General features: G+C 37.0%; 14 protein-coding genes. 1 reads left to right on the forward strand and 13 read right to left on the reverse strand.

Annotated features, from left to right (window positions below; translation table 11 throughout):
- Positions 1–82 precede the first annotated feature (82 nt).
- From V2145_RS10650 to V2145_RS10670, 5 genes are all read right to left on the reverse strand, one after another.
- Positions 83–1,957: a PTS fructose transporter subunit IIABC gene (locus V2145_RS10650; RefSeq protein WP_094909841.1), complete on the reverse strand. Its 1,875-nt coding sequence runs from the start codon at positions 1,955–1,957 to the stop codon at positions 83–85.
- A 12-nt stretch (positions 1,958–1,969) separates the two neighbouring features.
- Complete coding sequence (gene pfkB / locus V2145_RS10655; RefSeq protein ID WP_094909840.1) at positions 1,970–2,884, reverse strand: 1-phosphofructokinase; 915 nt, start codon at positions 2,882–2,884, stop codon at positions 1,970–1,972.
- Positions 2,881–3,633: a DeoR/GlpR family DNA-binding transcription regulator gene (locus V2145_RS10660; RefSeq protein ID WP_311858391.1), complete on the reverse strand. Its 753-nt coding sequence runs from the start codon at positions 3,631–3,633 to the stop codon at positions 2,881–2,883. Before V2145_RS10660 ends, pfkB begins: the two co-directional genes overlap by 4 nt.
- A 340-nt stretch (positions 3,634–3,973) precedes the next feature.
- The gene (locus V2145_RS10665; RefSeq protein ID WP_165932490.1) at positions 3,974–4,114 is read right to left on the reverse strand and encodes a hypothetical protein; all 141 of its coding nucleotides are present in this window, start codon (positions 4,112–4,114) and stop codon (positions 3,974–3,976) included.
- Between the two features lie 153 nt (positions 4,115–4,267).
- A complete protein-coding gene (locus V2145_RS10670; RefSeq protein WP_165932491.1) occupies positions 4,268–4,600 on the reverse strand; it encodes a YolD-like family protein in 333 nt (110 codons plus the stop codon).
- Positions 4,601–4,859: 259 nt separating this feature from the next.
- Between V2145_RS10670 and V2145_RS10675 the strand changes: the two genes are divergently transcribed.
- Positions 4,860–5,699, forward strand: a complete 840-nt coding sequence (locus V2145_RS10675; RefSeq protein WP_094909838.1) for a YitT family protein — start codon at positions 4,860–4,862, stop codon at positions 5,697–5,699.
- A 35-nt stretch (positions 5,700–5,734) separates the two neighbouring features.
- Here V2145_RS10675 and V2145_RS10680 read toward each other — a convergent pair whose 3' ends face one another.
- The 8 genes from V2145_RS10680 to V2145_RS10715 all read right to left on the reverse strand — a co-directional run bounded on the left by V2145_RS10680 (position 5,735) and on the right by V2145_RS10715 (position 12,108).
- Positions 5,735–6,475 carry an ABC transporter permease gene (locus V2145_RS10680; RefSeq protein WP_311858397.1) on the reverse strand — a complete coding sequence of 247 codons (741 nt, stop codon included), beginning with the start codon at positions 6,473–6,475 and terminating at the stop codon, positions 5,735–5,737.
- Positions 6,476–7,183: an ABC transporter permease gene (locus V2145_RS10685; protein ID WP_094909836.1), complete on the reverse strand. Its 708-nt coding sequence runs from the start codon at positions 7,181–7,183 to the stop codon at positions 6,476–6,478. It lies immediately after the preceding gene.
- Positions 7,158–8,087 carry an ABC transporter ATP-binding protein gene (locus V2145_RS10690; RefSeq protein WP_094909835.1) on the reverse strand — a complete coding sequence of 310 codons (930 nt, stop codon included), beginning with the start codon at positions 8,085–8,087 and terminating at the stop codon, positions 7,158–7,160. Before V2145_RS10690 ends, V2145_RS10685 begins: the two co-directional genes overlap by 26 nt.
- Positions 8,088–8,461: 374 nt before the next feature.
- Positions 8,462–9,817 carry a HAMP domain-containing sensor histidine kinase gene (locus V2145_RS10695; protein WP_330987676.1) on the reverse strand — a complete coding sequence of 452 codons (1,356 nt, stop codon included), beginning with the start codon at positions 9,815–9,817 and terminating at the stop codon, positions 8,462–8,464.
- A complete protein-coding gene (locus V2145_RS10700) occupies positions 9,814–10,488 on the reverse strand; it encodes a response regulator transcription factor (protein ID WP_094909832.1) in 675 nt (224 codons plus the stop codon). The genes V2145_RS10695 and V2145_RS10700 overlap by 4 nt, the downstream gene beginning before the upstream one ends.
- A 121-nt stretch (positions 10,489–10,609) precedes the next feature.
- On the reverse strand, positions 10,610–11,605 hold the full coding sequence (locus tag V2145_RS10705; RefSeq protein ID WP_094909831.1) for a ketoacyl-ACP synthase III: 996 nt from the start codon (positions 11,603–11,605) through the stop codon (positions 10,610–10,612).
- A gap of 154 nt (positions 11,606–11,759) precedes the next feature.
- Positions 11,760–11,918, reverse strand: a complete 159-nt coding sequence (locus V2145_RS10710) for a Fur-regulated basic protein FbpA (protein WP_094909830.1) — start codon at positions 11,916–11,918, stop codon at positions 11,760–11,762.
- A 28-nt stretch (positions 11,919–11,946) separates the two neighbouring features.
- Positions 11,947–12,108, reverse strand: coding sequence for a YezD family protein (locus V2145_RS10715; RefSeq protein ID WP_094909829.1), 162 nt, complete (start codon positions 12,106–12,108; stop codon positions 11,947–11,949).
- Positions 12,109–12,180 lie beyond the last annotated feature (72 nt).

Genomic DNA, 12,180 nt, shown 5'->3' on the forward strand with positions numbered 1-12,180 from the left:
TAAACCTATTGTACTCTCAAAAAGAACAAATGTCTACAAGAGAAAAACAAAACCTCCTGCTTTTTGCAGGAGGTTTCAGCTTTTAAACTGTTTTTTTCTTTTTCAATACTCCAACAAGTAGAGCCGTTACAACTGCACCGATAATAATAGCTAGTGCGTATAAGAATGGGTTACCTTCTACTACACCAATTACGAAAATGCCACCGTGAGGAGCTGGTAAACCAATGCCGAATACCATTGTTAATGCACCCGCTACTGCTGCACCAATAACCGCTGCTGGAATTACGCGACCTGGATCTGCTGCTGCGAATGGAATAGCTCCTTCTGTAATAAATGAAGCTCCCAGCGCGTAACATGTTTTTCCTGCTTCACGTTCTTGTTGCGTAAATTTATTTTTGAAGATTGTCGTTGCTAACGCTAAGCCTAATGGAGGAACCATACCACCAGCCATAATTGCAGCATGAGGGCCAAAGTTTCCTGCATCAATCATCGCAATACCAAACGTAAATGCCGCTTTGTTGATTGGACCACCCATGTCAATGGCCATCATACCAGCTAAGATAATTCCTAATAGTACTAAGTTACCCGTTTCAAACCCACTCAACCACTGTGTTAATCCATCATTGATTGCTTTAACCGGATCAATAATGACGTAAAGCATGATCATTCCAGTAACGAATATACCAAATAATGGATATAAAAGAACTGGCTTAATGCCATCTAAAGCCTGTGGTAAACGACTGAATAACTTTTTCAGCCCAAGTACGATATAACCCGCTAAGAAACCTGCGATTAATCCACCTAAAAAACCTGCTTGACCAGTAGAGGCCATTAAACCACCGACCATACCTGGTGCTAAACCTGGACGATCAGCAATACTCATCGCGATGAAACCAGCTAAGACTGGAATCATTAAGCCAAATGCGTTACCGCCACCAATTGTATTTAATGCTGCTGCAAATGCATTATAGGTTGGATCATCGGGTTTAACTGCATCAATTCCAAACATGAACGAGATGGCAATTAAAATCCCGCCTCCTACTACGAATGGAAGCATTGCAGATACACCGCTCATTAAGTGTTTATAAAACCCTTTACGCTCCGAGCTTCCAGAAGAATCATTCTCAGATTTACCACCGTCACCGCTATAAACAGGTGCATCTCCTTTAAGCGCTCGATTAATTAACTCTTCTGGTTTACGAATCCCTTGTGCTACTGGCACTTGAATAACCTTTTTGCCGGCGAAACGAGCCATTTCAACCTGTTTGTCAGCTGCTACGATAATCGCTGTTGCTTTTTCGATTTCTTCAGCTGTTAACGCGTTCTTAATTCCACTGGAACCATTTGTCTCAACTTTAATCGTAACGTTCATTTCTTTTGCTTTTGCTTTTAAACTATCTGCTGCCATATAAGTGTGGGCGATACCCGTTGGACAAGCCGTAACTGCTAAAACTAGCTCATCATCTGACTTTGTATCCACTTCTTCTTCTGGCTGTTCATTCTCAGTTTCTTTATCATCAATTAACTGGATAACTTCATCAATCGACGCAGCACTTAATAATGACTGACGGAAATCTGTATCCATTAGTAACGTCGATAAGCGCGATAACGTTTCTAAGTGTGCATTATTTGCTCCTTCACTCGCTGCAATCATGAAGAATAAGTGTGCCGGCTGACCATCAAGTGATTCGTAATCAAGCCCTTCTTTTGAGCGTCCAAACGCAATCGCTGGCGTCTTTACCGAACTTGTTTTTGCGTGTGGAATCGCAATTCCTTCACCAATTCCTGTTGTACTTTGGGATTCACGGTTTAAAATTGCTTGTTTATATCCTTCACGATCGTTTAAACGACCTGCTTCATCCAGTTTGCCAACTAGCTCATCAATAACATCTGCTTTGGATGAGCTTTGTAGATCAAGAATGATTGTGTCTTTTTTTAATAGCTCTGTAATTCTCATTCTCGTTTCCCCCTACTTTATCTTTGTAATTGAAACTTGTTCTAATAATTCTTCTACATAGCTTTTTTCACATAGTTCAAGTGAAAAAGCTGTAGCACTACCTGATGCCACACCTGTACGGAATGCCTCAAGTAAGTCATTTTCTTTTGTGTAAGCTGCTAAAAAGCCCGCTACGAGTGAGTCACCTGCTCCAACTGAATTCTTAACATTTCCTTTTGGTGCAGTTGCTCGGTACACCGCATCTTTTGTAATCAGCAGTGCTCCATCCCCAGCCATGGAAACTCCTACGTTTTCTGCTCCCATTTCCACTAGCTTTTGACCGTATTGAATTGCATCTTCCACTCCGCTTACCTCAACGTTGAATAATTCGCCAAGCTCGTGGTGATTTGGCTTAATGAAAAATGGGTTATGCTTTACTACATCTAGAAGCGTTTTCCCACTTGCATCCACCACAACTTTTACACCTTTAGCAGTCGCTTGTTGTGCAATCGTTTCATAAATATTTTTTGGAAGCGTTTTCGGAATACTCCCTGCCAACACGAGCATATCCTGCTCTTTCATCTGAGCGATTTGCTGTAAAAGCTCCTGAAGAGCTGCTTCCGAAATCGTAGGACCTTGTCCATTTACTTCTGTTTCAGCTTTTGTTTTTAGTTTTACATTAATGCGAGTATCTTCATTGACCTTTGTAAAAGCTGTTTTAATTTCTTCCTCTTTTAAATAATCTTCGATATAAGTTCCAGTAAACCCACCGATAAAGCCAAGCGCTTTGTTTTCAACGCCTAATCGTTTCAACACGCGAGACACATTAATCCCTTTTCCACCGGGAAACTTTACTTCGCTTGTTGTTCTGTTTAATTCGCCTTCTTGAAAGTCTGTTACATGTACAATGTAATCAACTGAAGGGTTTAACGTACATGTATAGATCATAATTTCACAACCTTTATGTCTGTTTTGTTTGCATATTGTACAAGCACCTCTTGCGGTAGCTCATTTGTAATAACAGTTGCTGCATGTAGGTCTGCTATTTTAGCAAAGCTGGTTTCAAAAAACTTTGTTGAGTCTGCTAGAATATAGGACTCTTGAGATAACTTCATCGCTGTTTGTTTAATGAGCGCTTCCTCAGGATCCGGTGTTGTGTATCCATATTGATGATGAATTCCGTTTGCTCCCATAAAGCATTTATCAAAGCGATACTGCTCTAAACTTAAAAGCGCACCGTTTCCAATTAAAGCTCCAGTCTTATGTTTGACAGCACCACCTGTTAGATAAAGATTAATACCTTCTTCAAGCATTAAATTTAAATGCATAAGTCCATTTGTTACAACAACTACATCTTTTTGCTTTAAAAATGGAATCATTTCATATGTTGTCGTTCCGGCATCTAAAAAGATGCAATCGCCTTCATGGATAAGTGAAGATGCGTATTCAGCAATTCTTTGTTTGTCTTCTACATTTTTATCAGCTTTTTCTATGACGCTTAGTTCAATTCGCTTTTTCTGAATTAATGAAGCACCACCATGAACACGTTTAAGCAGCTGCTCCTCTTCTAATTGACTTAAGTCTCGACGTATTGTGGACTCAGAGGCACCGGTCACTTCAATAAATTCCTGCACTTTAACAAGCTCTTTTTCTTTTAAAAGCTTTAACATTAGCTGATGCCTTTCAGGTGTTAGCATAACGTGACTCCTTTTCCAAAAAAGCGTTTTCATTTATCTTTCATGGTTTTACTTTAACATGCAAATCAATCAAAATCAATCATAAAAAATCAGATTCATTCACTTTTTTAAGTTTTTTAATTAAAACTTACAATTAACGGAAGTGCTTCAATATGTAGACTCCAGTATACTTATAATGAAGTGGATTATTATAACCAAACGTTATAAAACGGTCATATCAATTACTAAACCTGTCAATTTTGAACGTTTATGACTGTTTTATGATAAATAGAGTTTGTCCACTTAAATTTGTCCACACCAAAAAGTTGTCCATTTTTTTGGACAACCATTGGGAAGTTCGTTATTTAAATAAAAACAGCAACATATATAAAATGGATGCTAGCGCTGACGAAATAGCTAAACTAGATGCAAAGCGAACGAGCCTTCTTTTAATAAACTGCGTTAACTCAATTTCTCTCACTTGACTTTTTTCATTTTGCATAGCTTTCCCCTTCTTCTTGACATGGCTACGGAACACTTCTACACTCATTACTCTCTCGTGCTGCCGTAAGCTTTTTTATCAGTATATGCAGAGCCTCTAAAAAAGATACAAAGCCACTGAATATAATAAAAGCTACTTCAAAGTTGAAGTAGCTCAATCTATGCAAAGCATTGCGTTAACCACAAAGCTTTCCCGAATAGAATATGTATAATAAGGACCCGTTGCTAACAGGCGGTTTGATTGCTGATCAATACAATCAATCGTCACGCGATTGTACTTTCGAATGCTGCTTCCTTCATAAACGTGTAGATTAACTAGCTGATGTTGTTCGCACGCTGTATGAAGGATTTGACTAATAACTTCTCTACCTTTTGTTCGTACTGGTGGCGCCTCTAATTTTAAGTGAGAACGATAAATTTCTTTCATCTGTTCTACATGCTCCGGCATCAAAAGCTTTGCATATTCTTTTAGCTCTTCTTGATACAATTTCCTCTCCCCTTTCATTATCCATATTAACGAACATACGTTCTTTTTGTAAAGAAGAAATTATGTTTATTTATCCTAGGATACTTCATTTATTTTATAACTTTTTCATTCTTCCATATGAAGTTCAGCGTGTCAAAAGATTTACCTTTCGTTTTTAAAAAACTAGTCTTTCATTCCAGTAGTCTCCTTGATATAATACATTGTCATGGAGATAGTTTCGTCAGAATGAAATTAATACAATAGAAAGAAGATGTATATGATGGTAAAACGAATAAAAGAAATTATATTAATTTTACTTGGCAGCTTAATTTTTGCTCTTGGTATCAACTATTTCGCCATTCCAAATGAACTTGCAGAAGGCGGCGTAACTGGGATTACTATGATTACCTACTACTTGTTCCAGTGGTCTCCAAGTATAACAAACTTTATTATCAATGGACTGCTTGTTTTGGTTGGATATAAACTTTTACATAAGCGCGTCATTGTCTATACGGTACTTTCTATTGTCGCTACTTCAGTTTTTTTACATCTAACTGAAGAAGCAGGAACACCGCTGGACGATACGCTTTTAGGTGCCATCTTTGCTGGTTTATTTGTTGGAATTGGTCTTGGCCTCGTGTTTAGAGGTGGGGGGACCTCAGGTGGATCTGCGGTTATTGCTCGAATGGCTAACCAATACTTCGATTGGAATATTAGTAGAACTATGCTTGCAATTGATTTAGCCGTTGTAGGAAGTGCCTACTTTGTAATTGGAGGAGAGAAAACGATGTATACCGTTATCGCCCTCTACATTGGTACGAAGGTGCTTGACTATATTATTGAAGGATTGAATCCTCGCAAAGCGGTAACGATAATTTCAACTCGTTCAAACGAAGTTGCTGAACAAGTTAATAGCAAAATGGAGCGTGGCGTTACTGTTTTCACAGCTCACGGCAGCTATACAAAAGAAGCCAAACAAGTACTCTATATTGTGATTAACAAACAAGAGCTTTTAGAGCTAAAACGAATTATTCATAAAGTGGACGACCAAGCATTTGTTGTCGTGCATGATGTACGGGATGTATTTGGTCTCGGCTTTACTTTACCCAAAGCAGGCTAACCCTTCTATATATAATAGAAGGGTTTTTTCACCATTTAGATAGCTTTATGTTTAAAATAGGTTAATCCACTGAGGAAAAAGAAAATAAAGCTTCCTAAAACAGTAATGAGTAATGTTGTTGGCGTAAAGAATAAAAATTGAAAAATACCATCATCTTGGGGCATCATACCGAGAAAAGGCTGTACCCATGGATACCATGGATTAAACCTCTGTGAGTTTACAACCATCAAATTAGGAAGTGTACAAATCACATTAATTACTAGCACTGCTCCAAAACTTGTAAATTTTGTTGCCATAAAAAGCATAAAGGCAGCTATAGGCCACGTAGCTATCCAACCGCTCACAACAATTCCCGTCATTTTAAAAAGAGGCATTGGATCCGTATAGCCAGTAACTTTACCTACTAGAATCCAACTAATAAAAAAGAGGAGCTGAATACATGCCGTACATAGAATAATAGTAATAAATTTACTTAAGTATACTTGACTTCTCTTAACTGGAAGTGTTAAAAATCTGCGCCATCCCCCATTATCATGTTCATGTTTGCAGCTTAGGGATGCTAGCACACCTGTGAATAACGGAAGTAAAAATAAGCTATGCATAAAGCACATTAAAACGAGCGGTGTTAACCATTGATGATTGGGTACAAATTCCTTATCACTACCTTGAAACGCAATCATTGCAGCTATAAGGGGACTTACAATAATAAGCTGAATTGTCATCTTTGATTTATACATTTTATAAACTTCTACTCTTACTAAATCCCATATCGCCATTTACTTCACATCCTTTCTTTGAAAATGTAGAGCTCCTAAAAAGCAAAATAGTGTTCCTACTATAACTCCCATTACCATATACAATTGAGGAAAGTCAGTAAAAATTAAGCTTGGCCACTGCCAAATAAACCAAAACGGCATGTCGCCAGCATACAAGATAAATACGCCCATCATAATTCCTAAAGATAATGCCTTGCTTTGGTTTTGGTACAAAATTGCAATCCAAAGCTGAGTTGCTACTACAGGTATTACAGCAAAAAAAGGATAAAAACTGTTTAAAATCAATTTGCTTATAGAATTAGGTTGACCAAATCCAAATCCTAAACCAACTAGATAGGTTCCTACGAATAATAAACAAGAAGATATAAATAGCATACATAAAACAATTAAAAACTTTGCTACATACAGCATATTTCTTTTTATAGGAAGACTAAGAAGTTGTTTCCACGAACTTTTGTCATACTCGACTGCTGCTAGTTGCGTTGTCAAAATTGTTGCGCCTAAAATAACAACGGTTGGTATAAAGATATTAACCTCATGCATTAATCCTTTCCAAGCATCCGGTTCTTGTGAAAGCAAATAATCTTTTCGGACACCATAGTTCACTACTTGCAGGCTCACGACCCCAAACGGACCTAAGAAAACGAGTAACCATAGTACTTTTCTCTTTATCTTTAACAGCTCAGCCTGCAGTAATATTCGTAGCATGCTGAATCCCTCCAGTCGTTAGCTGTAAGAAAATATCCTCTAAGGAGTGCTCTTGCTCACCAACTCGATAAATGGATATACCGTTTTGAACAAGATTTCTTATCGCTGAAGCTACTTTTTCATTTTCCATATAGGGGATAAAAATTCGATTATTTTCATAAGTAGGTACACAACCACTTGCTAACAGCAAGCTTTTAGTTTTATTTTCATCACTTGTATTGAGCCAAATCCTTTTCTTAGCTTTTTGACGTAGCGATTCAATACTGCCGCTATAAATCATCTGTCCATGCGTAATAATGCCTACCTGAGTTGCTATTTGATCAATTTCATACAAAAGATGGCTTGAAATTAACACCGTTACGCCGTGTTCTTTTGGAAGGTGCTTAATTAAATCTCTAATTTCATGGATTCCTGCTGGATCTAAGCCATTTGTTGGCTCATCTAAAATAAGCAGCTTGGGATTTCCTAAAAGGGAAGCCGCGATGCCTAATCGCTGCTTCATACCCAGAGAGAAGCCACTTACTCGTTGATCCGCGTATTTTGATAAATTTACGATTGAAAGCACTTCATTAATTCTCGCCTTAGGGACTTGTAAAACCATGCGAAGCACTTCTAAATTTTCTCTAGCCGTTAAGTGCGCATAGTACGATGGGCTTTCGACAAGTGATCCAATTTGACGCAAGCTGTGTAAGTGATTGCCATTTATATTGCGCCCAAACAGCTCAATACTTCCTGAAGTAGGTTTCATTAATCCTAATAACATTCGAATCGTTGTGGTTTTGCCGGCACCATTGGGTCCTAAAAATCCATAAATTTCGCCTTCACTAACGGTCAAATCAATCTTGTTTACAACTGCTTTTCCTTTAAACTCTTTCACTAGCTGACTCGTTTTTATAATATTCATATCTTCACCTCTCTTTTTATTATAGAAAGCCAACCTTAAACAAACGGTTTGTTTTGTTTAAATTTCGTTTAAAAAACGAAGGTGAGGTGTAAAATGGACCGTTTCATGGGTTCGAGACACTCCACTTCTTTTCACTACTTTTTTCAATGGATTTGTAAATCAATAAAAAGAGTTTGGCATATAGCAAAATCATTGCTTCTAAAAGTTGAACAATAGTTGATCCTATCTCTGTTAACTGAACAAGTTCGTTCCATTCCACCCTATTCCAAATTGTTTTTTCCTCAACAACAAAAAGCCTGAACAATTAAAAGTTATGAACTCTTAATTATTCAGGTATAGTAGGGGCTGAATTACTTATGCCAAAGCCTTGTTTTTTAATGACTACTTTGGATAATCTTTATAGTTGTACCTTGATCAGAAGTATCAATTTCCCATGCAAGCTCCATTTCTTTTACCATTGCATCTACAACCCCTAGACCAATTCCATACTCCGTGGTCATACAATTTTCTCTAAAGCCCGGACCTTTATCGGAGATGATAATCATTGATTCTGCCTGTGTACTTTCAACACTAATACTAAAGAACTTTCCGCTATGAGCGTGCCTTTTTACATTTTGAAATAAATTATCCATAATACGTTCGAGCCAATTAGAATCGATATACCAAATAACGGACTGTTCAGGAAAGTGAACGCGGATGTCAAACCCTTCGTTTTCAAATACAGGGTACCATTGAATAATGACTGTACGAAGCAATTTTATAATATCAACATCCTTTGGTTGATACCTGTACTTCCCACTTTGTAGTAAATTATAAGAAAACAAGTTTTCAATTAAACTACTGACAAAAGAGATCTTATCGTTCATTATGTTGAGTGATTGTTGTCCATCTTTTGTTAAGTTTTCATCTTTTAAATTATATCCATGTGCACGAATGGTTGTTAAAGGCGTTCGGATATCATGTGATAAATTCGTCATAAGTTCACGTCGAATACGTTCTTCTTCTGCTTCTCTCTCTTGAGCTTTTTCTAATTCGTTTACCATTTCATTAAAGGCTTTTTCAAGCTCTCCAATTTCATCATTAGCCGGTGAATCAACATAATTAGGGATTTTCCCCTCTTTAATTTGCATAACCTTTGATAGTGCTGTTAAGCGCTTTCGGATTTTTAAGAAAAACCATAACGAGAGAAGAAAGAATACGCCAATGATCGCTAGCACAAGTACTTCATAAAGATTGCGATATTTATCATCTATCTGGAACATCGGATACTCTAAAAGCTCTTGATTTATTTGAAATACTAAAAAGCCTTCTTTTTGCTCTGTACCAATAAAAGCAACTACGGTAAAAGGGTCTGAATCGTAGCTTTCTTTCATAAATTCCACCGTGTAGGCAGGCGTCCAGGCTTTAGGTATATCCATATCTTTTGGGATAGAATTCTGTGTCTCCCCATTCTCATCTACCCAAAAGATACGTGCTTCTGGATACTGTTTATGGAAAACACTTAAACGTTCATGAATAACCTTATCAGGTTGGTTACCTAATTGACGCGCCTCTTTATGAACGGCTTCTTCGTAAAAGCTCTTTCCTTTATAAGGTTCATCTAACAGCCCTTCTGACAAGGCTACAGGAAAGAGATAAACAAAATTCAAGATAAAGTATGTTCCAGGCACCACAATTAACGAGAGAATAATAATAACGGCGTACTTGGTCAATAACGAATAACTTTTCATGCCTCTTTCACTCGATAGCCTATTCCTCTAATTGTTTCAATAATAAGAGGTTTAGCTGGATTGATTTCAATTTTTTCACGAAGGTAACGAATGTGAACCATTAATGTTTTATCACCTTCTATATACGCTTCTTTCCAAATCGCTTCATAAATTTGTTCCTTGGTTAAAATTTGATTTAAATGTTGTAAGAAGTAATAAAAGATTTGAAATTGTTTTCCTGTTAATAAAATTTCTTGGGCTGTTTCTTGATTTACAATTTGTTGCGTATCAAGATTTACCTTTAAATGATGGATTGTTAACAAATTTCGATTATGTCGCTGAAATCGTCGTAATAATACTTCAATCCGAGCGGCTAGTTCTTCTGGATGAAATGGCTTGGTAATATAATCATCAGCAAAGCCCAAACCTTCAATTTTATCCTCTAAAGACGTTCGAGCTGATACTATGAATATTGGAATATCTGAAGCTAGTTTTTTCAAGCGCTTGCCAATTGAAAATCCGTCTAAACCTGGAAGCATAATATCTAAAATAACCAAATCTACTTCTTCAATATGCAACAGCGCGCTCTCACCGTCTTCTTTCCAAATGATGTGATAGCCTAGTTTTTCTAACATGGTTTTAATTGGTAGCGCAATTTCTTTATTATCTTCAATATACAAAAGTTGATTCATTAACATCCCCTTATTCCGCTTGGTTTGATAAACCTTTTATAGAAAAAACACCAAGAATATTTTACCATAATTTTGATTATAGAAGAAAAATGGCAATAAAAAAACTAGAGGATTTTCACCTCTAGTTTTTTTCAATACAATTCCAAGTAAGCAATACACCGCAGTGCGTAAGGCCACCACCAAAGCCATACAGTGCAACAACATCTCCCTGCTTCACCTTCTTTTCCTGTATGCCTAAATCAAAAGCAAGAGGAATGGATGCCGATGATGTGTTTCCGCAATACTGTACGCTAGTTAACGTTTGGTCCATTGAAAATCCCAGTTTGGCACTAATCGTTTCAATCATGCGTAAGTTCGCGCTGTGAGGTACAAACCAATTAACATCTCCTGGTTGATAGCCTGCTTTTTCAAGCAGTTTCTTCACCCCTTTTGGTACGGTACGAGCTGCAAATTTATATACTTCACGGCCATTTTGTACAAGATAACCTGACCTATTAATCTCTTTTTCTCCAATATGCGTAGATAAATTCGAACGATATAAGTGCTGCCCACCCGTTCCATCCGTACCATAGTGCGTGGCTAATAAGTGTGCGTCTTGCTCATTATATTCAAGCATCATCGCACCGGCTCCATCTCCAAAAAGAACGCATGTCGTTCGATCTGTATAGTCCGTAATCTTTGACATTACTTCGGAACCCACTACGATTACTTTTTTATGTATTCCAGATGTAATTAATCCATTTGCAACATGAAGTCCGTACGTAAATCCAGCACACGCAGCACTTAAATCAAAGGACGCTGTTTCGCTGATTTGAAAATGTGCTTGAATTTGACTTGCGACGCTTGGTAAGGAATAATCAGGTGTTGTAGTCGCTACGATGATGCAATCTACATCTTCAATGTTTACATCATATCTATCTAATAAATTTTCAATTGCTTTTATCGCTAATGTGGATGTATATTCATCGCTTCTTGCAATTCGACGCTCTTTCATACCAGTTCGCTGAATAATCCACTCATGATCTGTTTCCACTAATGCTTCCAAATCTTCGTTAGTCAATCGGTTCTCAGGTACATACGTACCAATGCCCGTAATTTTCACTGCTGATTTTTTCATTGATTCACCTCAATAAATGGTTTTATACGTCATTATAACATGAGTTATTATAAGCTGGTACTAATTTTATGACTATTTGTAGAACAATTGAAATATCTTTTAATAACATAAGAAAAATCCGCTTTCATCAAGAGAAAGCGGATTTTTTCACTTTTTATTCATTTCGGTAATAACTTCGATACACGTGCTCTAATTCTGTCAATGTTAGCTCAAATAAATGCTGGTCTCCTTTTTTATAAACCCCACTTTTAATTAGGCGGTGAATCAACTCATTCTTTCGCTTAGTTACAGCACTTCGCAATAAGTTTTCCATGTTCATCTCCTTTCTACTGTTTCACTATTTACTTAGAAGCAGATGCTTTTGCTTTTATAAAACGATTCTTTTCCGTATGGTCTACTTGCGTAATTTGACCGTCATGCAATGTAATTAGTACAGAACCATAGTTAATATCACTTAATAACTTCACAATATAATCAATTTTTTCTTGTGTAATAGCTGCCATTTTATCCTTCTCCTTTGGTTTTATCTTTTTATTTATTTACACTGTCAGCAAAAAACAACACCTATAAGTACT

The organism is Priestia sp. GS2, from assembly GCF_036409025.1.
In the GTDB taxonomy this organism is placed as follows: Bacteria; Bacillota; Bacilli; order Bacillales; family Bacillaceae_H; genus Priestia; species Priestia aryabhattai_A.

What these genes read in the sequence shown, in the direction of transcription:
- V2145_RS10650 (WP_094909841.1), bottom strand. Translation starts at nt 1,957, where the DNA reads ATGAGAATTACAGAGCTATTAAAAAAAGACACAATCATTCTTGATCTA.
- pfkB (WP_094909840.1), bottom strand. Translation starts at nt 2,884, where the DNA reads ATGATCTATACATGTACGTTAAACCCTTCAGTTGATTACATTGTACAT.
- V2145_RS10660 (WP_311858391.1), bottom strand. Translation starts at nt 3,633, where the DNA reads ATGCTAACACCTGAAAGGCATCAGCTAATGTTAAAGCTTTTAAAAGAA.
- V2145_RS10665 (WP_165932490.1), bottom strand. Translation starts at nt 4,114, where the DNA reads ATGCAAAATGAAAAAAGTCAAGTGAGAGAAATTGAGTTAACGCAGTTT.
- V2145_RS10675 (WP_094909838.1), top strand. Translation starts at nt 4,860, where the DNA reads ATGGTAAAACGAATAAAAGAAATTATATTAATTTTACTTGGCAGCTTA.
- V2145_RS10680 (WP_311858397.1), bottom strand. Translation starts at nt 6,475, where the DNA reads ATGGCGATATGGGATTTAGTAAGAGTAGAAGTTTATAAAATGTATAAA.
- V2145_RS10685 (WP_094909836.1), bottom strand. Translation starts at nt 7,183, where the DNA reads ATGCTACGAATATTACTGCAGGCTGAGCTGTTAAAGATAAAGAGAAAA.
- V2145_RS10690 (WP_094909835.1), bottom strand. Translation starts at nt 8,087, where the DNA reads ATGAATATTATAAAAACGAGTCAGCTAGTGAAAGAGTTTAAAGGAAAA.
- V2145_RS10695 (WP_330987676.1), bottom strand. Translation starts at nt 9,817, where the DNA reads ATGAAAAGTTATTCGTTATTGACCAAGTACGCCGTTATTATTATTCTC.
- V2145_RS10700 (WP_094909832.1), bottom strand. Translation starts at nt 10,488, where the DNA reads ATGAATCAACTTTTGTATATTGAAGATAATAAAGAAATTGCGCTACCA.
- V2145_RS10705 (WP_094909831.1), bottom strand. Translation starts at nt 11,605, where the DNA reads ATGAAAAAATCAGCAGTGAAAATTACGGGCATTGGTACGTATGTACCT.
- V2145_RS10710 (WP_094909830.1), bottom strand. Translation starts at nt 11,918, where the DNA reads ATGGAAAACTTATTGCGAAGTGCTGTAACTAAGCGAAAGAATGAGTTG.
- V2145_RS10715 (WP_094909829.1), bottom strand. Translation starts at nt 12,108, where the DNA reads ATGGCAGCTATTACACAAGAAAAAATTGATTATATTGTGAAGTTATTA.